Consider the following 24,560-nt stretch of genomic DNA (forward strand, 5'->3'; position numbering starts at 1 on the left):
AAGCGCCGCTATGTCTCACGTCACGCTCAAGAGGAAGCCTTTGAGCGTATGGCGCAGCGGATGCAACTGCATCCAGAGATGATGGAACGGCGCAGATCCATCGTGGAGCACCCGTTTGGCAATCTCAAACAATGGTTATTTGGGAACGGGCGCTTCCTGCTGCGACAACTCGAAGGGACAAGAGCTGAGATGTCGCTGGCCGTGACCGCTTACAACCTCAAGCGAGCGATCAGCGTCCTGGGTGCCAAGAAAATGATGCAACTGATGGGCTGAAGAGCCTTTTTCAGCACAAAAACAAACGCCCCGAACAAGTCGGGGCGTCTGGTCTAAGGCTTGTCAGTGTGTTTTCACACAGTCTGATAACGGGCTTTTTTCGCGGGCAAGCCCGCTCCCACAGGCACTGCAAGGTCTTCAGAACCCAGTGCCTGTGGGGGAGGGCTCCCCTTGAAGAGACCAGCACAGCGTTTGCCACATCAATAGAACAATCGATATCCCAGCAGCCCTACCGCCTCGTTGAGCAACTGCCCGCTCTGCCAGATCGCCCGGCTTTCCGGCAGCAGCCCGGCAAACGGTCGTGCATGATCGCCCCCCAGGAACCCCACTGGCGCGGGCACCACTTCGAACCCCACCTGCTCGAAGCTCCAGCGTGAGCGTTGCATGTGCCAGGCCTGGGTCACCACCACCACACGGCGCAGGCCCAGCGGCTGCAAAACATCGGCGCTGAAACGAGCGTTTTCCCAGGTCGTGCGGCTGGCCTCTTCCTTCCAGGCCACATCCACCCCGAAGTCAGCCTTGAGCCGAGCGGCCATCAGTTGCGCCTCGCTCGGCGGCGTGCCGTAGTGCAGGCCGCCGGTGGTCAGCACCGGCAAGCCCGAAGCCTTGGCCAACTGCGCCGCATAGCGCATGCGCTCCAGCGCCGTGCCAGTGGGCTGGTCCTGTCCGCCCCAGGCCGGATCGCCACGCTCCCGGCCTGCGCCCAGGATCACGATGGCATCGGCACGCGCGGCCAACCCGGCCCACTCATCCAGCGCCAGGGGCGCCTCGGTTTCCAACGCCCGCGCCGACTCCTGTACCACCAGCGGCAGGCTCATCAGCCACAAGCCTCCCAGCCCGATGACAAAACACAACCCGGCCAGGCGCGGGCGGCGCTTGCGCAGCCACCAAGCTGCCAGCAGCAACAGGAACAGCAAGCCCGGCGGCATAAGCCACTGCTTGACGAAAAAACGAATCGGCATGCGCGCACCTCAATAGAAGAGGTGCAGCCTAAGAGGATCGACGCCGGGCAACAAGTGCGCGACCGGCGTCGATCAGAGTGGTGTATCGAAGAAGCGTCACGAAACGACGCGGGCCTGGTGTCCTGAACGGCTATCGGGAAGGTTGCGTTCTGGATCTGTCCATTGCAGCGGGGCGCTGCCGGTCCTTGAGCCAGACGATCTTGCCCTTGCCCGACTCCGGCTGAGGGTAGGCGCCGGCACTGGCGAAACGGCTCTCCGGAAGCGTGTCCAGATAAGCCTTGATCACCTGGAACTCCGCGGGGCTCAGGCCGCGAAGCTCCAATTCTGCTGGCATTTCGTCGCGCAGTCGCACCGAGGTTCTGGCCACTTCGAGTGCCAGGCCCAGTCGGTCGATCAGGCGTTCGTATAGCTCCGGTTTGATTGCGGTTAGCTGCGACTCTCCCATCCGTTCACCTCATTGAAGGTAAGAATATCTCCCCCCATAGATGAGCTTAGCGGCACTGAAAAAAGCAGCAGCCCGCTGCGACAAACGGCCCGCACGGCGTCAATCGCATTCTGGGTTTCCCACGACGCGCGACGCTCATGTATGCTAGGCCGTTCACTCTCATCGACACCGGAGTGCCGGACGCAGCGAGGTTGCGCTGCCTGGAAACAAGGTCTCTTCACTCTCAGCAAAAGTAGCCATGCACGAACAATACCAGCCCCGTGATTTAGAAGCCGCCGCCCAGAACTTCTGGGACGAGCAACAATCGTTCGCTGTCACCGAACAGCAAGGCAAGGATACTTACTATTGCCTATCGATGTTCCCGTACCCGAGCGGCAAGCTACACATGGGCCACGTGCGCAACTACACCATCGGCGACGTCATTGCCCGCTACCAGCGCATGCTGGGCAAGAATGTCCTGCAGCCGATGGGCTGGGATGCCTTCGGCATGCCGGCGGAAAACGCGGCGATGAAGAACAACGTCGCCCCGGCTAAGTGGACCTACGAAAACATCGAATACATGAAGACCCAGCTCAAGAGCCTGGGTCTGGCCTTCGACTGGTCGCGTGAAGTCACCACCTGCAAGCCGGACTACTACCGCTGGGAGCAGTGGCTGTTCACCCGCCTGTTCGAAAAAGGCGTGATCTATCGCAAGAACGGGACCGTGAACTGGGACCCGGCCGACCAGACCGTGCTGGCCAACGAGCAGGTCATCGACGGCCGCGGCTGGCGTTCGGGCGCGCTGATCGAGAAGCGCGAAATCCCGATGTACTACTTCCGCATCACCGACTACGCCGACGAGCTGCTTGAAAGCCTCGACGAGCTGCCGGGCTGGCCAGAGCAGGTCAAGACCATGCAGCGCAACTGGATCGGCAAGTCGCGTGGCATGGAAGTGCAGTTCCCCTACGACCAGGCGAGCATCGGTCACGAGGGCGCGCTGAAGGTCTTCACCACCCGTCCCGACACTCTGATGGGCGCCACCTACGTCGCCGTCGCCGCCGAGCACCCGCTGGCCACCCAGGCCGCCCAGGGCAACCCGGCGCTGCAAGCATTCATCGACGAATGCAAGAGCGGCAGCGTGGCCGAGGCCGACATGGCCACGCAAGAGAAGAAAGGCATGGCCACCTCGCTGCTGGTCGAGCACCCGCTCACCGGCGAGAAGCTGCCGGTCTGGGTCGCCAACTACGTGCTGATGCACTACGGCGATGGCGCGGTAATGGCTGTTCCGGCCCATGACGAGCGCGACTTCGAGTTCGCTCAAAAGTACAACCTGCCGGTCAAGGCCGTGGTGCGCACCAGCGCCGGCGACGAAGTCGGCAGCGAATGGCTGGCCGCCTATGGCGAGCACGGCCAACTGATCAACTCCGGCGAGTTCGACGGCCTGGACTTCGCCGGCGCCTTCGACGCCATCGAAGCCGCGCTGATCCGCAAGGACCTCGGCAAGTCGCGCACCCAGTTCCGCCTGCGCGACTGGGGCATCAGCCGCCAGCGCTACTGGGGCTGCCCGATCCCGATCATCCACTGCCCGTCCTGCGGCGACGTGCCAGTGCCGGAAGACCAGCTCCCGGTCGTGCTGCCAGAGAACGTGGTGCCGGACGGCGCTGGCTCGCCACTGGCGCGCATGCCCGAGTTCTATGAGTGCACCTGCCCGAAATGCGGCACCGCGGCCAAGCGCGAAACCGACACCATGGACACCTTCGTCGAATCGTCCTGGTACTTCGCCCGCTACGCCTCGCCCAACTACGAGGGTGGCCTGGTCGACCCGAAAGCGGCCAACCACTGGCTGCCGGTCGACCAGTACATCGGCGGTATCGAACACGCCATCCTGCACCTGCTGTACGCACGCTTCTTCCACAAGCTGATGCGCGACGAAGGCCTGGTCACCTCGAACGAGCCGTTCAAGAACCTGCTGACCCAAGGCATGGTCGTCGCCGAAACCTACTACCGCGTCGCCAGCAACGGCGGCCGTGACTGGTTCAACCCGGCCGATGTCGAGGTCGAGCGCGACGCCAAGGCCAAGATCATCGGCGCACGCCTGAAGACCGACGGCCTGCCGGTGGAAATCGGCGGCACCGAGAAGATGTCGAAGTCGAAGAACAACGGCGTCGACCCGCAGGCCATGATCGACGCCTACGGCGCCGACACCTGCCGTCTGTTCATGATGTTCGCCTCGCCACCCGACATGAGCCTGGAGTGGTCCGACTCCGGTGTCGAAGGCGCGAGCCGCTTCCTGCGTCGTGTCTGGCGCCTGGCTCACGGCCATGTTGCCCAGGGCCTGCCAGGCAAGCTGGACATCGCCGCCCTGGACGACGCGCAGAAGGTCATCCGCCGCGGCATCCACGCAGCAATCAAGCAAGCCAGCACCGACGTGGGTCAGTTCCACAAGTTCAACACCGCCATCGCCCAGGTGATGACCCTGATGAACATCCTGGAAAAGGCTCCGCAAGCCAGCGAACAGGATCGCGCCCTGCTGCAGGAAGGCCTGGAGGCCGTCACCCTGTTGCTGGCACCGATCACCCCGCACCTCTCTCACGCACTGTGGAAGGAACTGGGCCACACCCAGGCGGTGATCGATGCTGGCTGGCCGGCCGTCGACGAAAGCGCGCTGGTACAGGACACCATCACCCTGGTGGTCCAGGTCAACGGCAAGCTGCGTGGCCAGGTCGAAATGCCCGCTGCCGCCAGCCGCGAGGAAATCGAAGCCGCCGCCCGTAACAACGACAATGTCCTGCGCTTCCTCGATGGCCTGACCATCCGCAAGGTCATCGTGGTACCGGGCAAGCTGGTCAACATCGTCGCCAACTGATGGCAACGCCCGCCCCTGAGACACGGGGCGGGCGGAACAGGCCCACAAGGGAGCAACAACATGATCAAACGCAATCTGCTGGTAATAGGCCTGGCCGCCGTGCTCAGTGCCTGCGGTTTCCAGCTGCGCGGTACCGGCACCAACGAAATTGCCCTCAAGGAGCTGGACCTCGGTGCACGTAACGCCTACGGCGAGACCGTCACCCAACTGCGCCAGACCCTGCAGAACAGTGGTGTCAAGGTCCAGGCCGGCGCGCCCTACAAACTGGTACTGACCAACGAGCAGGACAGCCAGCGCGCGGCGACCTACTCCGGCGGTAGCCGCTCTGCTGAATACGAGCTGACCACCGTGCTGAACTACGAGGTTCAGGGTCAGAACGATGCAGTACTGCTCGCAGACAAGCTGGAAGTCCGCAAGATCTATGTCTACGACGGCAACAACATCACCGGCTCCACCCAGGAAGCCACGCAGGTTCGCCAGGAAATGCGTCGCGACCTGGTGCAGGGCATGATGGTCCGCCTGCAGCAGCTTACCCCGGAGCACCTGGCGCACCTTCAGCGCAAGGCTGACGAGCGTGCACGCGCCGAAGCCGAAGCCCTGAAAGAGGCCCAGCGCATCCAGGACAACACGCCCCAGCAATCGCCGCTGGAAGTCCCGGCCCATTGAGCCTGAACGGGGCACCGCTGGTGCCCCGCCCATCCCATGAAGCTTTCTCCCGCCCAACTCAACAAGCACCTGCAAGGCACACTGGCCCCGGTCTATGTGGTCAGTGGCGACGATCCGCTGCTGTGTCAGGAAGCCGCCGACGCCATTCGCGCCGCCGCGCGCCAGCAGGGTTTCGATGAACGCCAGGTGTTCAGCGCCGATGCCAATTTCGACTGGGGCAGCCTGCTGCTGGCCGGTGCCAGCCTGTCGTTGTTCGCCCAACGTCGCCTGCTGGAGTTACGCCTGCCGTCGGGCAAACCCGGCGACAAGGGCGCTGCCGCGCTCATGGAGTATTGCGCCCACCCTGCCGAAGACACGCTGCTGCTGGTCAGCCTGCCCAAGCTCGACGGCAGCGCGCAGAAGACCAAGTGGGGCAAGGCCATCATCGAAGGCGAACACTGCCAGTTCATCCAGATCTGGCCGGTGGACGCCCAGCAATTGCCGCAATGGATCAACCAGCGCCTGTCCCAGGCCGGGCTGTCGGCACAGCGCGATGCCGTCGACCTGATCGCCGCACGGGTCGAGGGCAACCTGCTGGCGGCCGCCCAGGAGATCGAGAAACTCAAGCTGCTCGCCGAGGGCAACCAGATCACCGTCGAGACCGTCCAGGCCGCCGTCGCCGACAGCGCCCGCTTCGATGTCTTCGGCCTGGTCGATGCCATCCTAAACGGCGAGGCCGGGCATGCCCTGCGCATGCTCGAAGGGCTGCGTGGCGAGGGGGTCGAGCCGCCGGTCATTCTGTGGGCGCTGGCCCGCGAGCTGCGCCTGCTGGCGGGGCTGGCCCAGCAGTTCAGCCAGGGTGTACCGCTGGACAAGGCCTTCAGCCAGGCGCGCCCGCCCGTGTGGGACAAACGCCGCCCTCTGGTCAGCAAGGCCCTGCAGCGCCTGTCAGCGCAACGCTGGGCGCAACTGCTGCAGGATGCCCAACGCATCGACGCACAGATCAAAGGCCAGGCTGAGGGTTCGCCGTGGACCGGGCTGTCGCGGCTGTCGCTGTTGATGGCCGGACAGCGCCTGGCGCTGCCTTCGGAATGATTGGGACTACTGTAGGAGCGGGCTTGCCCGCGAACACCGGCGCAGCCGGTGCCACTCACCGCGTTGCCTGATTCGCGGGCAAGCCCGCTCCCACAGGGGGGTCACAGGTCGTCACTCAACGTCAATACACACAATCAATTGGCTCCCCGTTCGCCTAGGCCATAAAGTCGGCCCCCAAGTTCATCCAACCTGGGAACCCGCCATGAGCAAGAAGCCGAAAAAGCACGGCCCCAACAAGGCCAAGTCGATCATCGCCCAACCCCTGTTCCGCTGCCGCCAGGAACGACCGGAAAAGGGCAAGGGCAGCTACCGCCGCGAAGCCTTCCAATCGAGAGATTGGGAGGCTTCTTGCTTTCTGGCCGCCTGAAAAAGGCGCAGGCATGATATGGTCGGCACCTGAACTGCAAAACTGGATCTGTGCATGTCCTTCAGTCTTTCCCAGCGCTGGCGCCCCCGCCAGCTGATCGCGGCCTCCAGCTTCATCCTGCTCGTCGCCTGCGCGGAAAAACCCACCGCTGCCGACGCCCTGCCGCTGGCCCCTGCCCAGCCCGCTCCGAACGTTACCCTGCCCGGCACCGCCACTGACACCAGCAGCGAAATCCAACCGTTGCAGACCTTCGCCCAATGGCAGGCGGGCTTCCGCCAACAAGCGCTGCAAGCTGGTATCAGCCCAAGCACCTTCGACCGTGCATTCCTTGGCGTGACACCCGACATGGACGTGATCAAGGCCGATCGCAGCCAGCCTGAGTTCTCCCGCCCGGTCTGGGAATATCTCGACGGTGCGTTGTCGCCCCTGCGCGTGCGCAACGGCAAGAAACTGCTGGAACAGCACGCCGAGCTACTCGGCCGTATCGAGCAACGTTATGGCGTCGACCGCCAGGTACTGGTTGCCGTATGGGGCATGGAGAGCAATTTCGGACAGTTCCAGGGCAACAAGTCGGTGATCCGCTCGCTGGCCACCCTGGCCTATGAGGGCCGCCGCCCCACCTTCGCCCAGGACCAGTTGATCGCCGCGCTGCAGATCCTCCAGAACGGCGACATTCAGCCCGAGGCCATGCGCGGCTCCTGGGCCGGTGCAATGGGGCAGACCCAGTTCATCCCTACCACCTACAACACCCACGCGGTGGACTTCGACGGCGATGGCCGCCGCGACATCTGGAACAGCACGGCAGACGCCCTGGCCTCCACCGCGCACTACCTGCAAAGCTCGGGCTGGAAGCGTGGCCAGCCTTGGGGCTTCGAGGTTCAGGTGCCGGCAGGCTTCGATTACTGGCTGGCAGACGGCGCCCAACGCAAGTCGGTCAGCGAATGGTTGAGCCTGGGTGTGACACTGCCGACCGGCACCCAACTGCCCAGCGGCAGCAACCAGCTCTCGGCAGCGCTATTGCTGCCAGCAGGCGCACGCGGACCGGCATTCCTGGTGCTGGACAACTTCCGCGCAATCCTGAAGTACAACAATTCCTCGTCCTACGCCCTGGCGGTAAGCCTGCTGGGTGATCGCTTCTCGGGCTGGGGTTTCATTGCCGGTTCGTGGCCGAAGGACGACCTGCCACTGAGCCGCAGCGAGCGCATGGAGCTGCAGAACCTGCTCAATGCCAGCGGGCACGAAGCCGGTAACGCCGATGGCATCATCGGTGCCAACACCCGCAAAGCCATTCGCAATGCCCAGCAGGCCCAAGGCTGGCCGGCTGATGGGTATCCGACGCACAAGCTGCTCGATAGCCTGCGGCGCTAGAGAATAGTGGGGCTGCTTGTGCAGCCCCTATAGCTTCAGGCTGTGAACAGCGCCTGCTCCAGCACAAGCTGCTGTGCATCACTGTCCAGCCGCACCTGCGCCCCCAGCGGCAGGCAGACATTCGGATCACAGTGTCCACTGCGCCATCCTGCCAGCACCGGCACCTCAAGCGGCCCGAATACGTCTCTGAGCAATGGCTCCAACGCCGTCACCGTGATCCCCGCAAAGTCTCCCACCAGCACACCCTTGACCCCCTCCAGCGTGCCAGCCAGACGCAACTGGGTCAGCAGGCGGTCCACCCGGTACAGGGGCTCGTTGACGTCCTCGATGAACAGGATGCTGCCGTGGGTATCGATCTGCGCCAAGGTGCCTTGAGTCGCCCCAAGCATCGACAGGTTGCCACCCACCAACCGCCCGCTGGCGACACCACGGACCACGGTCGTCAGGCCAAACGCCGCCGGATGCTCGATGGCATCGCCTCGCCCGAGCTGCCCCTGCAATTGCTGGAACAACGAACTGACGGTCGGCTCGAGCTTGGCACCGAGCAGGTCGGCATTGAGCATCCCGCCATGGAAGGTGAGCAACCCGGCATGGCGATGGATTGCCGTGTGCAGGGCGGTGATGTCGCTGTAGCCGATCAAGGGTTTGGGGTGGCGACGAATCAGCTCGAAATCCAGCCGATCAAGCAGCCGCATGCTGCCATAGCCACCTCGCATGCACAGGATCGCGTCGATCCGAGGGTCAGCGAAGGCGTCGTGCAGGTCACGCAAGCGTTGCTCGTCACTGCCTGCCAGGTAGCCGTCGGCCTGTAGCGCGCCGGGGTAGATGCGGCAACGCAAGCCACGCTGCTCGAACCATTGACGCGCCTTGCTCACATCCAGCCGTGCAGGCCCCGCTGGCGCGACAATTGCGAAGCAGGCGTTGCCGGGCAATGCCCTGGGCAGGCTGAAGACCGGGGTTTCAAGACAGTTCATCGTGCGATTCCTTGCATATGAGGGCTGGCCACTCTAACGGGGGTAATGTAAGGACGCACATAGGCAGCGCTGCCCCGGAAAACAAAAATGCCGATGCCGCCTTCCGGCGTGCATCGGCATGTTCAGCTCAGCCTTGATCAGAGCTTGATCTTGGCTTCGTGAGCCTGCTGGTCGGCGTGGTAGGACGAGCGCACCAGCGGGCCGGAGGCCACGTTCTTGAAGCCCATCTTGTAGCCTTCCTCGGCGAACCAGGCGAAGGTGTCGGGGTGCACGAAACGCTGCACCGGCAAGTGGCTACGCGACGGCTGCAGGTACTGGCCGAGGGTCAGCATGTCGATGTCATGCTCGCGCATGCGGTGCATCACCTCGATGACCTCCTCGTCGGTCTCGCCCAGGCCGAGCATCAGGCCCGACTTGGTGGGGACGTGCGGCACCAGTTGCTTGAACTTCTGCAGCAAGTCCAGCGACCAGTCGTAGTCCGACCCAGGACGCGCGGCCTTGTACAGACGCGGCACGGTCTCGAGGTTGTGGTTGAACACATCAGGCGGCGTTTGCGCGGTGATTTCCAGCGCTACGTCCATACGCCCGCGGTAGTCCGGTACCAGGGTTTCCAACTGCACGCCTGGGGACAGGGCGCGGATTTCGCGGATGCAATCGGCAAAGTGCTGGGCACCACCATCACGCAGGTCGTCGCGGTCTACCGAGGTGATCACCACGTACTTCAGGCGCAAATCGGCAATGGCGACCGCCAGGTTCTTCGGCTCATCGAGGTCCAGCGGCTTGGGACGACCATGGCCAACGTCGCAGAACGGGCAGCGACGGGTGCAGATATCACCCATGATCATGAAAGTCGCGGTGCCACCGGAGAAGCACTCGCCCAGGTTAGGGCAGGATGCCTCTTCGCAGACGCTGTGCAGCTTGTGCTTGCGCAGCAGTTGCTTGATGCGGTCGACTTCCGGCGAAACCGGGATGCGCACGCGGATCCAGTCGGGTTTCTTCGGCAGTTCGTCGGTGGGGATGATTTTCACCGGGATGCGCGCGACCTTATCGGCGCCACGCAGCTTGACCCCGGCTTCCACTTTCTTGGGGGCGGGGCGTGGGGTGACGTCTTGCGTCGCGATCAGGTTCGGCACGGCTTCTTGCACAGTTGTCATAATCAGTCGATTCCGCCCGTGAGGGTCGTCTGCTCAGCATAGTCGAGGTGCCTGACCAGCTGTCCACGCAGCCTTGTCCTGACCTCGTCAAGTTCGATCGGGCCTGCCAGGTCGCGCAGCTGGGTCATGGCCAGCCCCGCATACCCGCAGGGGTTGATTCGGCGGAATGGCGCAAGGTCCATGTCCACGTTCAGGGCAAGGCCGTGGAACGAACGGCCGTTGCGGATTCGAAGGCCAAGTGACGCGATCTTCGCGCCATCGACATAGACGCCAGGGGCGTCGGGCTTGGCCAGCGCCTGCACGCCGTAGCTGGCGAGCAGTTCGATGAGCGTACGCTCGATACGGCTGACCAGCTCGCGCACGCCAAAACCCAGGCGACGCACGTCCAGCAGCAGGTAGGCGACCAACTGGCCGGGGCCGTGGTAGGTGACCTGACCGCCGCGGTCGGTCTGCACCACCGGGATATCGCCCGGTATCAGCAGATGCTCGGCCTTGCCGGCCTGGCCCTGGGTGAAGACCGCGGGATGCTCGACCAGCCAGACTTCGTCCTGGCTGTCCGGGCCGCGCTGCTCGGTAAAGCGACGCATGGCTTCCAGCACCGGTTCATAGGGCTGCAGGCCAAGATCGCGAAAACCGAGGGGCGCGGGCATCACAGTACCATTTTCACGATGCCGGTGGCACGCAGGGCACTGTTGATGTCGTGCAGCTGGTTCTCGCTCTCGGCGACGATGTGCAGCTGTACCGTGGTGTACTTGCCTTCCTTGCTCTGGCGCTCGGCCAGGGTGGACAGGTCGACCTTGGCGTGCTTGCTCAGGACCTCGATGACCATGTCCTTGAAGCCGACAACGGTATCGCCGATGACCTTGATCGGGTAATCGGCGCAGGGGAATTCGATTTTGTGCGACTTGACGTCAGCTTCGCTCATGGCGCGTACGCCCTCGTAAGGCGTGGCAACAACAATGCCCCCGAGCGGTTGCGCGGGGGCATGGCCGGTCACGTATCAGTTGAACAAACCGTAGAAGAACAGGCGGATGCTATCCCACATACGGCGGAAGAAACCACCTTCCTCGACGCCATCCAGGGCGATCAGGTCGGCGCTGTGCACCACTTTCTCGTCCAGTTTGACTTCCACTTTACCGATCACGTCACCTTTGGCGATCGGAGCGGTCAGCTGCGGGTTCATGGTCATCGAAGCCTGGAGGCGTTTCAATTGGCCTTTAGGCATGGTCATGGTCAGGTCGTTGGCCAGACCCGCCTTGACTTGAGCGGTGGCGCCCTTCCAGACCGGCGCCTGAGTCAGCTCGGTACCCTTCTGGTAGAAGGTCTGGGTTTCGAAGAAGCGGAAACCGTAGGTCAGCAGCTTCTGCGTTTCGGCGGCACGGGCCTGCTCGCTGTTGGTGCCGAACACCACCGCGATCAGACGCTGGCCATCGCGAACGGCCGAGGCCACCATGCAGTAGCCGGCTTCCTCGGTGTGGCCGGTCTTCAGACCGTCGACGGTCTTGTCGCGCCACAGCAGCAGGTTGCGGTTAGGCTGCTTGATGTTGTTCCAGTAGAACTCTTTCTGCGAGTAGATCGCGTAGTGCGCGGGATCTTCGTTGATGATCGCACGCGCCAGCAGGGCCATGTCGTGGGCCGAGGAATAGTGCTCAGGGTTCGGCAGGCCGGTCGGGTTCATGAAGTGCGAATTGGACATGCCCAGGTCGGCGGCAGTCTTGTTCATCATGTCGGCGAAGGCGTCTTCACTGCCGGCGATGTGCTCGGAAAGGGCTACCGAGGCATCGTTGCCCGACTGGATGATGATGCCGTGCAGCAGGTCGCTGACGGTCACCTGGCTGCCGACCTTGATGAACATGCGCGAACCGCCGGTACGCCAGGCGTTCTCGCTGACGGTCACCGGGTCGTTCTCGCCGATCTGGCCACGACGGATGTCGAGGGTGGCGATGTAGGCGGTCATCAGCTTGGTCAGGCTGGCTGGCGGCAGGCGCTCGTCACCGTTGTTCTCGACCAGCACGTTGCCGCTGGACGCATCCATGAGTACATAGGACTTGGCTGCCAACTGCGGAGGTGCTGGCATCATCTGCTCGGCTGCAAAGGCAGCGGGCACGATCAGCAGCAGTACGGGCAGGCAAAGTCGTTTGGCAAGGTTGGTGATGTTCATCCGTCTCTCGTAAATCGCTAATGGTCTGATGTTCCGTGGGGAGACCACGGCGTTTCAGTCTGCTTCGGGGCTGGCGGACAGCCCATGCCCCAAGGGGCAAAACCGCCATTGTACATGGCCGGACCTGGCAATTCATGAACAAACCGACAGGTCGGCATCGTCTTGCTCACGGGCAAACCCGCGCCGGAAGGTACTGCGCTTTCAGTCTGCTGTGACCAGCTTGGCCTGCCCCAGGTTCGCCAGGCGAATGCTGTCCTGCGCCTGCTGGATTTCACCCTGGCTGCTGATCGGCCCCAAACGTACCCGGTGCAGCGTTTGCTGGTTGCGCACGATGGAACTGATGAACACCGGCGCACTGACCATGGTGCTCAACTTCGAACGCAACAGCTCGGCGGCGTCCGGGTTGGCGAAGGCGCCGACCTGAAGGAAGCTGCCGCCGCTGTTGCCCGGTACGTTGTTGCCGGCCACCTGCACCGGCACCACGGGAGCAGCGTGCTGCTGCGGCGGCGGGGTCCATTGTTCGACACGCCCGGTGCTGGCGGGGATCGGCTGCGCCTGGGCGACCTGCGGCTCCTTGAGCATCAATGGCGGCTGCTGGCCCTTCTGCGCCCACCACTGCTGCGGGTCGATGCCTTCGACGCGCACATGGGCGGTGCCGATTTCGGCGTAACCGAGCTTCTTCGCCGCGGCGTACGACAAGTCGATGATGCGATCCGAATAGAATGGCCCGCGGTCGTTGACCCGCAGAATCACGCTGCGGCCGTTGGCCAGGTTGGTCACCCGCACATAGGCCGGCAGCGGCAGGGTCTTGTGCGCCGCGCTCATGCCGTAGAGGTCGTAAAGCTCACCGTTGGCGGTGTTCTGCCCGTGGAACTTGGTGCCGTACCACGACGCCGTGCCCTCGGCGCGGTAGTTGCGCGAGTCCTGCATCGGGTAATAGGTTTTGCCCAGCACGGTGTACGGGTTGGCCTTGTAGTTGCCGGTGTGCACGGTCGGGGTAGCGTCGGGGATCTTGTTGACGTCCACGTCCCACCAGGGTGCACCGTCTTTGTGGGCACGGTTGATGTCCAGGCCCGGCTGCGAGCGAACGGTGTTGCCGCCCCCCTGCGAGGTCGGACGGCTGGAAGAACAGCTGACCAGCAATACGCCGATGGCGGCGCAAGTCAGCAACTTGAAGGTATTGGCTTTGAACAATTCGCGCATTACTTGACGCCCCGTGCCTGGACCAGCTGTTGCGAGAGCTGATGCACCGCCATGGCATACATCACGCTGCGGTTGTAACGCGTGATCGCGTAGAAGTTCTTCAGGCCCATCCAGTATTCGGGGCCGTTGTCGCCTTCGAGCCGAAACGCCGTGACCGGCAGATCATCGCGCAGCGCATCATGACTCGACCAGCCCAGCGCTCGCAACTCCCCGACCGTCTTCACAGGCTCGATGCCGGTGGTCAGGCCCTCGTCGACACGCGCACCGCTGACCTGGGCCCGGCTGACCACGGGCTGCCCGGCGACCCAGCCGTGGCGCTTGAAATAGCTGGCCACACTGCCGATGGCATCATCCGGGTTGTTCCAGATATTGATGTGGCCGTCGCCGTCGAAATCCACGGCGTAATTGCGAAAACTGCTCGGCATGAACTGCGGCAGGCCCATGGCGCCAGCATAGGACCCCTTGAGCGTGAGCGGGTCGAGTTGCTCCTCACGCGCCAGCAAGAGGAACTCTCGCAGCTCCTTGCGGAAGAACTCGGCGCGCGGCGGGTAGTCGAAGCCCAGCGTCGACAAGGCATCGATGACCCGGTAGTTGCCGGTATTGCGGCCAAAGAAGGTTTCCACGCCAATGATCGCGACGATGTACTGGGCCGGAACGCCGTATTCCTGCTCGGCGCGGGCCAGCACGGCTTCGTGCTGGCGCCAGAAGTCGACACCGCGAGCGATGCGCGCATCGGTGATGAACATCGGGCGGTATTCCTTCCAGGGCTTGACCCGCTCGGCCGGACGCGAGATCGCGTCGAGGATCGCCTGCTTGCGCTGCACCTCGCGGAATACACCCATCAGCTGCTCGCCGGCAAAGCCGTAGTCGCGGGTCATTTCGCCAACGAATTCGGCCACCTTGGGCGAGCCGTCATAGTCGCCGGCATTGGCCTGCTGGACAGCGCCGAGTAGCCCCATCGCGCCGATCCACGGCATACAACGGGCAGCCCAGCCACGCACTGCTTGCATGAAATTCTTCACCTTTTTCAAACCTGTGCGATCCATTTGCGGTGCGTGTGGATCGACATCAAAACGCCAAACGCTGACAGCAGCGTCACCAACGAAGTTCCGCCATAGCTGATAAAGGGCAACGGCACACCCACCACGGGCAGCAGGCCACTTACCATGCCGATGTTGACGAATACATAAACAAAGAAGGTCATCGTCAGGCTGCCGGCCAGCAACTTGCCGAACAGGGTCTGAGCCTGCGCGGTGATGACCAGGCCGCGACCGATCAGCAACAGGTAGATGATCAGCAGCAGACAGATGCCTACCAGGCCGAATTCCTCACCCAGTACGGCAATGATGAAGTCGGTGTGGCTTTCGGGCAGAAAGTCCAGGTGCGACTGAGTGCCCAGCAGCCAGCCCTTGCCGAACACGCCGCCCGAACCGATCGCGGCCTTGGACTGGATGATGTTCCAGCCAGTGCCCAGCGGATCGCTCTCGGGGTCGAGGAAGGTCAGGACCCGTTGCTTCTGATAGTCATGCATCACGAAGAACCACATCGCCACAGCCACCGGTACGGCCGCCGTCACCACGCTGATGATCCAGCGCCAGCGCAAGCCGCCCATGAACAGCACGAACGCGCCGGAGGCAAGGATCAGCAAAGCCGTGCCAAGGTCAGGTTGTCGGACGATAAGGATGAACGGCACACCGATCAACACCAGGCTGATTGCCACGTGTTTCAGATGGGGCGGCAGGGTACGCTTGGACAGGTACCAGGCGATGGTCGCCGGCATGATGATCTTCATGAACTCCGAGGGCTGGAAGCGAATCACCCCGGGAATGTTGATCCAGCGCGTGGCGCCCATGGCGTTGTGGCCCATCACGTCCACCACCACCAGCAACAGCACCCCCGCCACGTAGGCCAACGGCACCCAGCGCGCCATGAAGCGCGGCTCGAGCTGGGCGATGATGAACATGGAAACCAGGCCGATGCCGAAGGAACTGGCCTGCTTCATCAGCAGGTCCCAGTTCTTGCCGCTGGCCGAATAGAGGACGAACAGGCTGCCGGCGGCGAGCGTCAGCAGAATGAGCAGCAGTGGACCGTCGACATGGATGCGCTGCAGGAAGCTGGCGCGCCTGCGCATCACGTCCTCGCTGGAGAGCATGCGATCGAAATTGTTCTTCACGGGGCCGTTTCCTGGGCGACAGTGACAGTGGCAGGGCCAAATTCGGGCTTGAGCCGGCCGTTTTCGTCGAGCAACCAGGCGTCCATGACCTGGCGCACCACGGGGGCGGCGACGCCGGAGCCGGACTCGCCGTTCTCGACCATTACCGAGACCACGATCTTCGGATCTTCGGCGGGTGCGAAGGCGACGAACAGCGCGTGGTCGCGGTGACGCTCCTGGAGTTTGTTGCGGTCGTACTTCTCGCCCTGCTTGATCGCCACCACCTGCGCGGTACCGCTCTTGCCGGCGATGCGGTATTGCGACCCGAGCGCGGCCTTGCGCGCTGTACCGCGCGCGCCGTGCATCACCTGCTCCATGCCATGGGTGACCCGGGCCCAGTCGTTCTTGTCGCGCAGCACGATGTCTTCCATCGGATTTTCATCCACCGGCTGCTTGCCCTCGATGGTCTTGGCCAGGTGCGGACGGTTCCACTTGCCCTTGTTGGCGATCAGCGCGGTGGCCTGGGCCAGTTGCAGGGGCGTTGCCTGCATGTAGCCCTGGCCAATGCCCAGGATCAGCGTTTCGCCGGGGAACCAGGCCTGGCGGCGGGTGGCGCGCTTCCACTCACGTGATGGCATCAACCCGGGCGACTCCTCGAACATGTCCAGCGAGACTTTCTGGCCGATACCGAACTTGTTCATGTAGGCCGACAACCGATCAATCCCCATCTTGTGTGCAAGATCGTAGAAGTAGGTGTCGTTCGAGCGCATGATCGCCACATCCAGATCCACCCAGCCATCGCCGGTACGGTTCCAGTTGCGGTACTTGTGGTCATAGTTGGGCAGTTGGTAATAGCCCGGATCGAATACCCGGCTGCTGGCATTGACCACGCCGCTGTCCAGGCCGGCGATGGCCACTGCCGGCTTGATGGTCGAGCCCGGCGGGTACAGGCCGCGCAGCACGCGGTTGAATAGCGGGCGGTCGATCGAATCGCGCAGCTCGGCATAGGCCTTGAAGCTGATGCCGGTGACGAACAGGTTGGGGTCGAAGCTCGGCTGGCTGACCATCGCCAAGACCTCGCCGGTGCGCGGATCGAGGGCGACGATCGCACCACGGCGCCCGGCCAGCGCCTCTTCGGCGGCCTCCTGCAGCTTGATGTCCAGGCTCAGGACAATATCCTTGCCAGGAATCGGGTCGGTGCGCTTGAGCACCCGCAATACACGGCCGCGAGCGTTGGTCTCGACTTCCTCGTAGCCAACCTGGCCGTGCAGGTCGTCCTCGTAGAAGCGCTCGATACCGGTCTTGCCGATATGATGGGTGCCGCTGTAGTTCACCGGATCGAGGGACTTGAGCTCCTTCTCGTTGATCCGCCCGACATAGCCCACCGAATGGGCGAAATGCGCCCCTTGTGGGTAATGCCGCACCAGTTGCGCCGCCACCTCAACGCCGGGGAGACGGAACTGGTTCACCGCGACGCGGGCGATCTGCTCCTCGCTCAGTTCGAACAGGATCGGCACCGGCTCGAACGGCCGACGCCCCTGCTTCATGCGGCGCTCGAACAGGGCACGATCATCTTCGCTCAGTTCGAGCACCTCGATGATGGTATCCAGCACCTCCTGCCACTTGCCTGCCCGTTCGCGGGTCATGGTCAGGCTGAAGCTTGGCCGGTTATCGGCAACGATCACCCCGTTGCGGTCGAAGATCAGCCCACGGGTCGGCGGAATCGGCTGCACATGCACCCGGTTGTTCTCCGACAGCGTCGAGTGGTAGTCGTACTGGATGATCTGCAGGTAATACAGGCGCGCGATCAGCACGGACACGAGCAGCATGATCGCCACCGCGCCGACCACGACGCGGTTGCGCACCAGGCGTGCGTCTTTCTCGTGGTCCTTGAGGCGGATCTGCTGCGGCATCGGACAGGCTTACGAAGTCATTTGTGGTAAGGGTGCCCGGACAACACGGTCCAGGCGCGATAGATCTGTTCACCGATGAGTATCCGCACCAACGGGTGCGGCAGGGTCAGCGGCGACAGCGACCAGCGCTGCTCGGCGCGGGCGCAGACTTCCGGCGCCAGCCCTTCCGGGCCGCCCACCATCAGGTTGACCGTACGCGCATCCAGGCGCCAGCGATCCAGCTCGGTCGCCAGCTGCTCGGTGCTCCACGGCTTGCCATGGACTTCGAGCGTGACGATCCGTTCACCGGGCTGGACCTTGGCCAGCATCGCCTCGCCCTCCTGACGGATCAGGCGGGCAACGTCGGCGTTCTTGCCACGGGTGTTCAGCGGAATTTCAACCAGCTCCAACGACAGCTCGGCGGGGAGGCGCTTGGCATATTCGTGCCAGCCTTCCTCGACCCACTTCGGCATGCGCGAGCCGACCGCGATCAGACGCAGACGCACGACGCTTCCTTATTCCCGATCCTTGAGTTTGTCGGTGAAGTAGTCGCTGGCGTTTTCCGGGCTGTGGTGCTTGGCATCAGCAGCACGGCTCTGCTCGGCGCCCAGCCACAGGCGCTCCAGGTCGTAGAACTGACGGGCAGCGGCGGTCATCATGTGCACGATGACGTCGTTCAGGTCCAGCAGCACCCAGTCGCTGTCGCCCTTGCCTTCTTCGCCCAGCGGCTGCGCGCCCTTGGCCTTGACGGCCTCACGAACCTTTTCCAGCATCGCGTTGATCTGGCGGTTGGAGGTACCGGTGGCAATGATCATGTAGTCGGTGAGGCTGTGCTTGTCGCGCACGTCGATGACCTGGATATCCTGGGCCTTGACGTCTTCCAGCGCGGCCTTGGTCAGTTCGACCAGTTCTTCGCCATTGATTTTCTGCTTGGTCATATAAAACTCGTTCAACTCGTTGTAATGAGGCGCCCTGCAGCGCCCTCAGTTGGACACACGGTACAGACCGTGCGCCTCGATGTAGGCCAGTACTGCGTCCGGCACCAGGAACCGAACCGACTTGCCGCTGGCCAGCAGCTGCCGGATCTGTGTGGCGGACACCGCAAGCGGCGTCTGCCAGACGAACGAAATGTTCCCCGCCGGGCCGGACATGGCGGTGGGATCGCTCTGCGAGCGCGCAGCCAGAAGGTTGCGCAGCTCGTCGGGGGGGTCGACATCGGCATCCGGGCGTTGCAGCACCAGGATGTGACAGTGTTGCAGCAGCTCTTCCCAGCGGTGCCAGCCCGGGAGACCACAGAAGGCATCCCAGCCCAGCACCAGGTAGAGCTGGTCGTGCGCGTTCAGTTCGCTGCGGATCGACTCCAGGGTGTCGATGGTGTACGACGGTTTGTCGCGCGCCAGCTCCCGGGCATCCACGCTCAAGCCCTCGACCCCTTGTACCGCACTGCGCACCATGGCCAGCCGGTCGGTGGCGGCCACCTGCGGTGTGTCGCGGTGCGGCGGCCGGGCGTTGGGCAGCAGGCGCAACTCGTCCAACCCCATGAACTCGGCCACTTCCAGCGCGCTGCGCAGGTGGCCGATGTGCACCGGATCGAAGGTGCCGCCGAGAATGCCGATACGCCGGACTGCCGGGGTCTTTCTCAACTCAGCAGGACCCGCGCAACTGACCGTCGCCGATCACCACGTATTTTTCGCAGGTCAGCCCTTCCAGGCCGACCGGACCGCGGGCGTGCAGCTTGTCGGTGGAAATGCCGATCTCCGCGCCCAGGCCATACTCGAAGCCATCGGCAAAGCAGGTCGGGGTGTTGAGCATGACCGACGCCGAATCGACCTCGGCCATGAAGCGCCGGGCATTACCCTGGTGCTCGGTGGCGATCGAGTCGGTGTGGTGCGAGCCATAGTGATTGATGTGCTCGATGGCCGGATCCAGGCCATCGACGATGCGGATCGACAGGATCGCATCCAGGTACTCGGTGTGCCAGTCGTCCTCGGTGGCCGGCTTGGCGGCGATGATCGCCTGGGTGCGCTCGCAGCCACGCAGCTCGACGCCCTTCTCTTCGAAGCGGCGGGCCATGTCCGGCAGGAACGCCTGGGCCACGCTGGCATCGACCAGCAGCGTCTCCATGGCGCCACAGATGCCGTAGCGGTAGGTCTTGGCGTTGAAAGCGATGCGCGCGGCCTTCTCCAGGTCGGCGTGCGCATCGACATAAATGTGACAGATGCCGTCCAGGTGCTTGATCACGGGCACGCGAGCATCGCGGCTGATGCGTTCGATCAGGCCACGGCCACCACGCGGAACGATGACATCGACGAACTCGGGCATGCTGATCAGCGCACCGACGGCTTCGCGGTCGGTGGTTTCGACCACCTGCACCACGGCTGGCGGCAGGTCGGCCTCGGCCAGGCCGCGCTGGATGCAGGCAGCGATGGCGCGATTGGAGTGGATGGCCTCCGAGCCGCCACGCAGGATGGTGGCGTTGCCGGACTTCAGGCACAGGCTGGCGGCGTCGATGGTGACGTTCGGACGCGACTCGTAGATGATGCCGATCACACCGAGCGGGACGCGCATCTTGCCGACCTGAATGCCCGACGGACGGTAGCTCATGTCGCGGATCGCACCGACCGGATCCGGCAGCGCAGCGACCTGGCGCAGGCCGGTGATCATGCCGTCGATACGCGCCGGGGTGAGCGCCAGACGGTCCAGCAGTGCTGGCTCAAGGCCATTGGCACGGCCTGCGGCGAGGTCCTGTTCGTTGGCTGCGGTCAGCTCGGCGCGGCCTGCGTCGAGCGCGTCGGCGGCGGCCTGCAGGGCGCGATTCTTCTGCGCAGTGCTGGCGCGGCCGATCACCCGCGAGGCCTCACGGGCGGCGCGACCCAGGCGGGTCATGTAGTCAAGAACGGACTCGGTCATGGGTTCGGTGTCTTGGCGAAGGGGAAATCGGCTGATTATAACTGCCGCGCTCGGGTACGCCCAGCGGCGGGTGGCGGATGGTAGAAGATGGCAGCGGAAATATGTAGGAAAGATGTAACTACCAGTATCGGAACTGGCCGTTTATGGCGTCGACTCTTTCGCGGGCAAGCCCGCTCCTACCAGGCGTGGCGTGGCCTGGGCAGAAGCGGGCGCGCCCCCCGGGAAGATCCACCCAGTTACAACATGGTTCAGCCTCGATTAAGCCGTTCATTGCTATCATCCCTGCCCTCACCACCACGAACCGCGAATATGCCCGCCCCCTGCCCGGCCCTTGCCCTGCCCGACAGCTTCTTCGACCGCGACGCCCAGACCCTCGCCCGCGCGCTGCTGGGCAAGGTCATCCGCCACCGCCACGGCGACCTGTGGCTGGCCGCCCGCATCATCGAGACCGAGGCCTACTACCTTACCGACAAAGGCAGCCACGCCTCGCTCGGCTATACGGATAAGCGCAAGGCGCTGTTCCTCGACGGCGGACACATCTACATGTATTACGCCCGCGGCGGCGACTCGTTGAACTTCAGCGCCCACGGGCCGGGCAACGCCGTGCTGATCAAGTCGGCCTATCCCTGGGTCGACGCACTCTCCGATGACAACAGCCTGGCGCAGATGCAGTTGAACAACCCGGATGCCAGCGGCAACCTGCGCCCGGCAGAGCGCCTGTGCGCCGGTCAGACCCTGCTGTGCCGCGCTCTGGGCCTGAAGGTGCCGGACTGGGACGCCCGCCGTTTCGACCCGCAGCGGCTCTACGTCGAAGATTGCGCCGTCAGCGTGCCGCGTGTGATCCAGACCACCCGCCTGGGCATCCCCCACGGCCGCGACGAACACCTGCCGTACCGCTTCGTGGACGCCGAATTCGCCCGTTTCTGCACCCGGAACCCGCTGCGTCGGGGCCAGGTCGAAGGACGGGATTTCTTCATTCTGGAACAAGGAAACTGACACCATGAGCCAATGGCTCGACAGCCTGACCAGCTGGCTCAGCGCCAACCCGCAGTGGCTTGGCCTGGCCATTTTCCTGATCGCCTGCATCGAGTGCCTGGCCATCGCCGGCATCATCGTGCCCGGTACGGTGCTGCTGTTCGCTGTGGCGGTGCTGGCCGGCAGCGGCACCTTCAGCCTGGGCGAGACGCTGCTGCTGGGTTTTCTCGGCGGCATGCTCGGTGACGCCATGTCGTATGCCATCGGCAAGTATTTCCATCAGAACATCCGACGCCTGCCGCTGCTGCGCCACCACCCCGAATGGATCGGCAGCGCCGAAACCTACTTCCAGCGCTACGGTATCGCCAGCCTGCTGGTGGGCCGCTTCATCGGCCCGCTGCGGCCGATGCTGCCGATGGTCGCCGGCATGTTCGACATGCCATTGCCGCGCTTCATCGCCGTGAGCCTGGTGGCCGGTGCCGGCTGGTCGGTGGCCTACCTGCTGCCCGGCTGGGCCACGGGCGCAGCGATGCGTCTGCCCCTGCCTGAAGGGTTCTGGCTGGACGCAGGGATCATCGCCGGTGGTCTGGCCGTGCTGGTGGGCCTGAGTTTCAACGCCAGCATTCGCGACCAGCGCCACGGCACCCGCCTGATCGCAGGCTTGAGCCTGGTGGCCCTGGCGGGCGTATTCCTCGGCTGGCCCTACCTGCACGAATTCGACCAGGGCGTGATGACCCTGGTGCAGGAACATCGCAGCAAGGCCATCGACGGTGCCGTGGTCATCGTCACCCGCCTGGGCGACTTCAAGACCCAGTTCTTCCTCGGTGGCCTGCTGACCGGCCTCCTGCTACTGGCACGGCAATGGCGCCATGCGCTGTTCGCCGGCGGCGCACTGATCGGTACCGCGCTGTGCAACGGCTCGCTGAAATGGCTGTTCGCCCGGGCACGCCCGGAAGTGCTGGTCGATCCGCTGACCAGCTACAGCATGCCCAGCGGGCACAGCTCGGCATCCTTTGCGTTCTTCCTGGTGCTGGCGGTGTTGGCCGGTCGCGGCCAGCCGCCGCGCATGCGCCTGACCTGGGTGCTGCTGGGAGTGCTGCCAGCGCTGTCGATCGCCCTGTCACGGGTGTACCTGGGCGCGCACTGGCCGACCGACATCCTGGCCGGCGCCCTGCTGGCGTGCTGCGTGTGTGCAGCCAGCCTGACGCTGGTGCAGTATCGCGAGCCACTGAGAGCACTGCCGCAAAAGGTGTGGTGGCTGATCTTGCCGGCGTGTATCGCGCTGCTGGCGTTCTTCGCCATGCATTCGCTGCCCAAGGCGTTGCTGCGTTATCAGTATTGAAGCGATGTACGGGAGTTGCTGGCCCTAGCGCCGGCAACTTCAGGCAAACAACTCGCCCTGGATCCGCTCCAGCAGCGTCTGGATCGCCTCCAGCCGCTGCACTGGCGAGTCGATCGCCAGCAGGTCGATCTTGTCCTCTTCCATGAACGGCAGCAGGTACGCCAGCTGGTTGGCCAGCGACCGGCGCCCGTCCACCTCGCGCGGCATGTCCAGCGCCTCGACCATCGGGTGCTCGCCCAGGGCCACCAGCAGCGCCAGCAGGTCATCGTCCTGCTCGCCCAGCGGGCTGTCCGCCTGATCGACCAGCCACTGCACCTCGCCGACCATCAACTGGTCCTTGAGCACGTCGGTCTGCTCCACCCTGAAGCGCCGCACACCTTCGACACGGATGCCCAGCAGGCCGTTGTCCTGCTGCTCGAAGTCGCGTATCAGCGCCTCGCAGCCGAACTCAGCGATGCCTGCCGGAGCCTTCCCCACCTGATCGCCCTCGAGAATGCACACCACCCCGAAACCTTCGCCCTGCTTCATGCAGCGGCCGATCATGTCCAGGTAGCGCGCCTCGAAGATCTGCAAGTCGAGCAAGCAGCCGGGAAACAGCACGGTATTGAGGGGGAACAGCGGTAACGTCATCTCGACTCCTCAAGCCACCAGACTGACTGCCAGCGGCAGGAACACCGCCGTGGCCACGCCCATCAGGCTCATCGCCAGTGCGGCGAAAGCGCCGCATTCATCACTTTCCTGCAATGCCACCGAGGTACCCACCGCGTGCGCCGTGACGCCCAGGGCCATACCCCGCGCCTCGGGGCTGAGTACACCACAGCGCGTCAGCAGGGCCGGGCCGAAGATGGCGCCGATCACCCCGGTGATCAGCACGAATACCGCCGCCAGTGCCGCTACGCCACCGATCTGCTCGGCCACCAGCATGGCGATGGGCGAGGTCACCGACTTGGGCGCCATGGTCATCAGGATCATGTGTTCGGCGCCGAACCACCAGCCCAGCGTCACGCAGGCCAGGGTGGCGAACACTCCCCCGATTACCAGCGTAGTAAAGATCGGCCAGAACAGTTGGCGGATACGTCGCAGGTTGAGATAGAGCGGGACCGCCAGGGCCACGGTGGCCGGTCCGAGGAGAATATTGAGGATTTCGGTGCTGCGCTTGTACTCGCTGTAGTCGATGCCACACGCCAGCAGCACACCGATCAGGACCAGCATCGACACCAATACCGGTTGCAGGAAGATCCAACGGGTGCGCTCGTAGCCGGCGAGCACCAGTTGGTAAACCCCAAGCGTGATACCAATCCCGAACAATGGGTGGTGAATGACGGCTTGCAATGCACCCTGCCAGTCGAGGCTCATGGCTGTTCCTCGTGCTTGCCGTGGCGATGGATCAGCTTCTGCATCAGTACGCCGACGAACACCAGGGTGACCAGGCAGGAGATCACCAGCGCACCGGCAATGGCCCAGAAGTCGGCGGCGATGTCGCGGGCATAGACCATCACGCCGACGGCTGGCGGCACCAGCAGCAACGGCAGGTAACGCAGCAGGCTGCTGGCGGCCTCGTTGAGCGGTTTGCCAACTTCGCCGCGGATCATCAGGCAGGCCAGCAGCAACAGCAGGCCGATGATCGGGCCCGGCAACATGGGCAGTACCAGGTGATTGATCGCCGTGCCCAGCAACTGGAACACCACCAGCCAGGTCAATCCACGCAACAGCATAAGCATCTCCTTGGGGCATCGGGCGCCATTATAAGCACGCGTCCTGCCTGTATAAGGCGATATTCGCCGAAAAGGGAAGAAC

Annotated in this window: 26 protein-coding genes; 8 read left to right on the forward strand and 18 right to left on the reverse strand. The window is 63.9% G+C overall.

Annotation, left to right across the window (positions count from 1 at the left end):
- A partial coding sequence (locus VA602_RS10625) for a transposase (protein ID WP_323453191.1) occupies window positions 1-273 on the forward strand: 273 nt, incomplete at its 5' end.
- A gap of 200 nt (window positions 274-473) precedes the next feature.
- Here VA602_RS10625 and VA602_RS10630 read toward each other — a convergent pair.
- Together VA602_RS10630 and VA602_RS10635 are read right to left on the reverse strand one after the other, a co-directional pair.
- Window positions 474-1,235 (reverse strand): YdcF family protein, encoded by a 762-nt coding sequence (locus tag VA602_RS10630; protein ID WP_323453192.1) that lies wholly within the window; start codon window positions 1,233-1,235, stop codon window positions 474-476.
- A gap of 130 nt (window positions 1,236-1,365) precedes the next feature.
- Window positions 1,366-1,680 (reverse strand): hypothetical protein, encoded by a 315-nt coding sequence (locus VA602_RS10635; protein ID WP_054892821.1) that lies wholly within the window; start codon window positions 1,678-1,680, stop codon window positions 1,366-1,368.
- 238 nt (window positions 1,681-1,918) lie between these two features.
- On the opposite strand from VA602_RS10635, the gene leuS reads away from it, so the two are divergent.
- From leuS to VA602_RS10660, 5 genes are all read left to right on the forward strand, one after another.
- On the forward strand, window positions 1,919-4,525 hold the full coding sequence (gene leuS / locus VA602_RS10640) for a leucine--tRNA ligase (protein WP_063542611.1): 2,607 nt from the start codon (window positions 1,919-1,921) through the stop codon (window positions 4,523-4,525).
- 60 nt (window positions 4,526-4,585) lie between these two features.
- A complete protein-coding gene (locus VA602_RS10645; protein WP_054892819.1) occupies window positions 4,586-5,191 on the forward strand; it encodes an LPS-assembly lipoprotein LptE in 606 nt (201 codons plus the stop codon).
- Window positions 5,192-5,227: 36 nt separating this feature from the next.
- On the forward strand, window positions 5,228-6,265 hold the full coding sequence (gene holA / locus VA602_RS10650; RefSeq protein WP_323453193.1) for a DNA polymerase III subunit delta: 1,038 nt from the start codon (window positions 5,228-5,230) through the stop codon (window positions 6,263-6,265).
- Between the two features lie 202 nt (window positions 6,266-6,467).
- Complete coding sequence (gene arfA / locus VA602_RS10655; protein WP_039580593.1) at window positions 6,468-6,632, forward strand: alternative ribosome rescue factor ArfA; 165 nt, start codon at window positions 6,468-6,470, stop codon at window positions 6,630-6,632.
- Window positions 6,633-6,686: 54 nt separating this feature from the next.
- The gene (locus VA602_RS10660) at window positions 6,687-8,000 is read left to right on the forward strand and encodes a lytic murein transglycosylase (RefSeq protein WP_112897241.1); all 1,314 of its coding nucleotides are present in this window, start codon (window positions 6,687-6,689) and stop codon (window positions 7,998-8,000) included.
- Between the two features lie 35 nt (window positions 8,001-8,035).
- Here VA602_RS10660 and VA602_RS10665 read toward each other — a convergent pair whose 3' ends face one another.
- From VA602_RS10665 to VA602_RS10725, 13 genes are all read right to left on the reverse strand, one after another.
- A complete protein-coding gene (locus tag VA602_RS10665; RefSeq protein WP_323453194.1) occupies window positions 8,036-8,974 on the reverse strand; it encodes a S66 peptidase family protein in 939 nt (312 codons plus the stop codon).
- Window positions 8,975-9,111: 137 nt separating this feature from the next.
- Window positions 9,112-10,128, reverse strand: coding sequence for a lipoyl synthase (lipA, locus tag VA602_RS10670; protein ID WP_063542599.1), 1,017 nt, complete (start codon window positions 10,126-10,128; stop codon window positions 9,112-9,114).
- 2 nt (window positions 10,129-10,130) lie between these two features.
- Window positions 10,131-10,778: a lipoyl(octanoyl) transferase LipB gene (gene lipB / locus VA602_RS10675; RefSeq protein WP_151926374.1), complete on the reverse strand. Its 648-nt coding sequence runs from the start codon at window positions 10,776-10,778 to the stop codon at window positions 10,131-10,133.
- Complete coding sequence (locus VA602_RS10680) at window positions 10,778-11,053, reverse strand: DUF493 domain-containing protein (protein ID WP_054892813.1); 276 nt, start codon at window positions 11,051-11,053, stop codon at window positions 10,778-10,780. Before VA602_RS10680 ends, lipB begins: the two co-directional genes overlap by 1 nt.
- 75 nt (window positions 11,054-11,128) lie before the next feature.
- Window positions 11,129-12,289, reverse strand: a complete 1,161-nt coding sequence (locus tag VA602_RS10685; RefSeq protein ID WP_054892812.1) for a D-alanyl-D-alanine carboxypeptidase family protein — start codon at window positions 12,287-12,289, stop codon at window positions 11,129-11,131.
- 201 nt (window positions 12,290-12,490) lie between these two features.
- Window positions 12,491-13,492 carry a septal ring lytic transglycosylase RlpA family protein gene (locus tag VA602_RS10690; protein WP_065861514.1) on the reverse strand — a complete coding sequence of 334 codons (1,002 nt, stop codon included), beginning with the start codon at window positions 13,490-13,492 and terminating at the stop codon, window positions 12,491-12,493.
- Window positions 13,492-14,502 (reverse strand): lytic murein transglycosylase B, encoded by a 1,011-nt coding sequence (gene mltB, locus VA602_RS10695; RefSeq protein ID WP_112899527.1) that lies wholly within the window; start codon window positions 14,500-14,502, stop codon window positions 13,492-13,494. The genes VA602_RS10690 and mltB overlap by 1 nt, the downstream gene beginning before the upstream one ends.
- A gap of 17 nt (window positions 14,503-14,519) precedes the next feature.
- Window positions 14,520-15,623 (reverse strand): rod shape-determining protein RodA, encoded by a 1,104-nt coding sequence (gene rodA / locus VA602_RS10700; protein ID WP_054892858.1) that lies wholly within the window; start codon window positions 15,621-15,623, stop codon window positions 14,520-14,522.
- 38 nt (window positions 15,624-15,661) lie between these two features.
- Window positions 15,662-17,557: a penicillin-binding protein 2 gene (gene mrdA / locus VA602_RS10705; RefSeq protein WP_065861513.1), complete on the reverse strand. Its 1,896-nt coding sequence runs from the start codon at window positions 17,555-17,557 to the stop codon at window positions 15,662-15,664.
- 17 nt (window positions 17,558-17,574) lie between these two features.
- Window positions 17,575-18,042 carry a 23S rRNA (pseudouridine(1915)-N(3))-methyltransferase RlmH gene (gene rlmH, locus VA602_RS10710; protein ID WP_054892809.1) on the reverse strand — a complete coding sequence of 156 codons (468 nt, stop codon included), beginning with the start codon at window positions 18,040-18,042 and terminating at the stop codon, window positions 17,575-17,577.
- A gap of 9 nt (window positions 18,043-18,051) precedes the next feature.
- On the reverse strand, window positions 18,052-18,474 hold the full coding sequence (rsfS, locus tag VA602_RS10715; protein WP_054892808.1) for a ribosome silencing factor: 423 nt from the start codon (window positions 18,472-18,474) through the stop codon (window positions 18,052-18,054).
- A 45-nt stretch (window positions 18,475-18,519) separates the two neighbouring features.
- The gene (gene nadD / locus VA602_RS10720; RefSeq protein ID WP_323453195.1) at window positions 18,520-19,179 is read right to left on the reverse strand and encodes a nicotinate-nucleotide adenylyltransferase; all 660 of its coding nucleotides are present in this window, start codon (window positions 19,177-19,179) and stop codon (window positions 18,520-18,522) included.
- A gap of 1 nt (window position 19,180) precedes the next feature.
- Window positions 19,181-20,446: a glutamate-5-semialdehyde dehydrogenase gene (locus VA602_RS10725; protein WP_054892806.1), complete on the reverse strand. Its 1,266-nt coding sequence runs from the start codon at window positions 20,444-20,446 to the stop codon at window positions 19,181-19,183.
- 309 nt (window positions 20,447-20,755) lie between these two features.
- On the opposite strand from VA602_RS10725, the gene VA602_RS10730 reads away from it, so the two are divergent.
- Both VA602_RS10730 and VA602_RS10735 read left to right on the forward strand, forming a co-directional pair.
- Window positions 20,756-21,442 (forward strand): DNA-3-methyladenine glycosylase, encoded by a 687-nt coding sequence (locus VA602_RS10730; RefSeq protein ID WP_063542594.1) that lies wholly within the window; start codon window positions 20,756-20,758, stop codon window positions 21,440-21,442.
- Window positions 21,443-21,446: 4 nt separating this feature from the next.
- The gene (locus VA602_RS10735) at window positions 21,447-22,763 is read left to right on the forward strand and encodes a bifunctional DedA family/phosphatase PAP2 family protein (RefSeq protein ID WP_054892804.1); all 1,317 of its coding nucleotides are present in this window, start codon (window positions 21,447-21,449) and stop codon (window positions 22,761-22,763) included.
- A gap of 39 nt (window positions 22,764-22,802) precedes the next feature.
- Here the strand turns inward: VA602_RS10735 and VA602_RS10740 are convergent, their stop codons facing one another.
- The 3 genes from VA602_RS10740 to VA602_RS10750 are packed head-to-tail and all read right to left on the reverse strand — an operon-like array spanning window position 22,803 to window position 24,478.
- Complete coding sequence (locus tag VA602_RS10740) at window positions 22,803-23,393, reverse strand: LON peptidase substrate-binding domain-containing protein (RefSeq protein WP_323453196.1); 591 nt, start codon at window positions 23,391-23,393, stop codon at window positions 22,803-22,805.
- A gap of 9 nt (window positions 23,394-23,402) precedes the next feature.
- The gene (locus VA602_RS10745; RefSeq protein ID WP_323453197.1) at window positions 23,403-24,119 is read right to left on the reverse strand and encodes an LrgB family protein; all 717 of its coding nucleotides are present in this window, start codon (window positions 24,117-24,119) and stop codon (window positions 23,403-23,405) included.
- Window positions 24,116-24,478: a CidA/LrgA family protein gene (locus VA602_RS10750; RefSeq protein ID WP_054892801.1), complete on the reverse strand. Its 363-nt coding sequence runs from the start codon at window positions 24,476-24,478 to the stop codon at window positions 24,116-24,118. Before VA602_RS10750 ends, VA602_RS10745 begins: the two co-directional genes overlap by 4 nt.
- Window positions 24,479-24,560: the final 82 nt, after the last annotated feature.

The sequence above is a fragment of the Pseudomonas machongensis genome (assembly GCF_034961125.1).
Classification (GTDB): Bacteria; Pseudomonadota; Gammaproteobacteria; order Pseudomonadales; family Pseudomonadaceae; genus Aquipseudomonas; species Aquipseudomonas machongensis.

Bases quoted from the DNA above. Each gene is read 5' to 3' on its own strand.
- VA602_RS10680 (WP_054892813.1), bottom strand. From the start codon at position 11,053: ATGAGCGAAGCTGACGTCAAGTCGCACAAAATCGAATTCCCCTGCGCC.
- VA602_RS10630 (WP_323453192.1), bottom strand. From the start codon at position 1,235: ATGCCGATTCGTTTTTTCGTCAAGCAGTGGCTTATGCCGCCGGGCTTG.
- VA602_RS10735 (WP_054892804.1), top strand. From the start codon at position 21,447: ATGAGCCAATGGCTCGACAGCCTGACCAGCTGGCTCAGCGCCAACCCG.
- holA (WP_323453193.1), top strand. From the start codon at position 5,228: ATGAAGCTTTCTCCCGCCCAACTCAACAAGCACCTGCAAGGCACACTG.
- arfA (WP_039580593.1), top strand. From the start codon at position 6,468: ATGAGCAAGAAGCCGAAAAAGCACGGCCCCAACAAGGCCAAGTCGATC.
- rodA (WP_054892858.1), bottom strand. From the start codon at position 15,623: ATGCGCAGGCGCGCCAGCTTCCTGCAGCGCATCCATGTCGACGGTCCA.
- VA602_RS10740 (WP_323453196.1), bottom strand. From the start codon at position 23,393: ATGACGTTACCGCTGTTCCCCCTCAATACCGTGCTGTTTCCCGGCTGC.
- lipB (WP_151926374.1), bottom strand. From the start codon at position 10,778: ATGCCCGCGCCCCTCGGTTTTCGCGATCTTGGCCTGCAGCCCTATGAA.
- mrdA (WP_065861513.1), bottom strand. From the start codon at position 17,557: ATGCCGCAGCAGATCCGCCTCAAGGACCACGAGAAAGACGCACGCCTG.
- rsfS (WP_054892808.1), bottom strand. From the start codon at position 18,474: ATGACCAAGCAGAAAATCAATGGCGAAGAACTGGTCGAACTGACCAAG.
- VA602_RS10645 (WP_054892819.1), top strand. From the start codon at position 4,586: ATGATCAAACGCAATCTGCTGGTAATAGGCCTGGCCGCCGTGCTCAGT.
- VA602_RS10665 (WP_323453194.1), bottom strand. From the start codon at position 8,974: ATGAACTGTCTTGAAACCCCGGTCTTCAGCCTGCCCAGGGCATTGCCC.
- VA602_RS10745 (WP_323453197.1), bottom strand. From the start codon at position 24,119: ATGAGCCTCGACTGGCAGGGTGCATTGCAAGCCGTCATTCACCACCCA.
- lipA (WP_063542599.1), bottom strand. From the start codon at position 10,128: ATGACAACTGTGCAAGAAGCCGTGCCGAACCTGATCGCGACGCAAGAC.
- VA602_RS10730 (WP_063542594.1), top strand. From the start codon at position 20,756: ATGCCCGCCCCCTGCCCGGCCCTTGCCCTGCCCGACAGCTTCTTCGAC.
- VA602_RS10725 (WP_054892806.1), bottom strand. From the start codon at position 20,446: ATGACCGAGTCCGTTCTTGACTACATGACCCGCCTGGGTCGCGCCGCC.
- mltB (WP_112899527.1), bottom strand. From the start codon at position 14,502: ATGCAAGCAGTGCGTGGCTGGGCTGCCCGTTGTATGCCGTGGATCGGC.
- VA602_RS10685 (WP_054892812.1), bottom strand. From the start codon at position 12,289: ATGAACATCACCAACCTTGCCAAACGACTTTGCCTGCCCGTACTGCTG.
- VA602_RS10660 (WP_112897241.1), top strand. From the start codon at position 6,687: ATGTCCTTCAGTCTTTCCCAGCGCTGGCGCCCCCGCCAGCTGATCGCG.
- VA602_RS10690 (WP_065861514.1), bottom strand. From the start codon at position 13,492: ATGCGCGAATTGTTCAAAGCCAATACCTTCAAGTTGCTGACTTGCGCC.
- leuS (WP_063542611.1), top strand. From the start codon at position 1,919: ATGCACGAACAATACCAGCCCCGTGATTTAGAAGCCGCCGCCCAGAAC.
- VA602_RS10635 (WP_054892821.1), bottom strand. From the start codon at position 1,680: ATGGGAGAGTCGCAGCTAACCGCAATCAAACCGGAGCTATACGAACGC.
- VA602_RS10750 (WP_054892801.1), bottom strand. From the start codon at position 24,478: ATGCTGTTGCGTGGATTGACCTGGCTGGTGGTGTTCCAGTTGCTGGGC.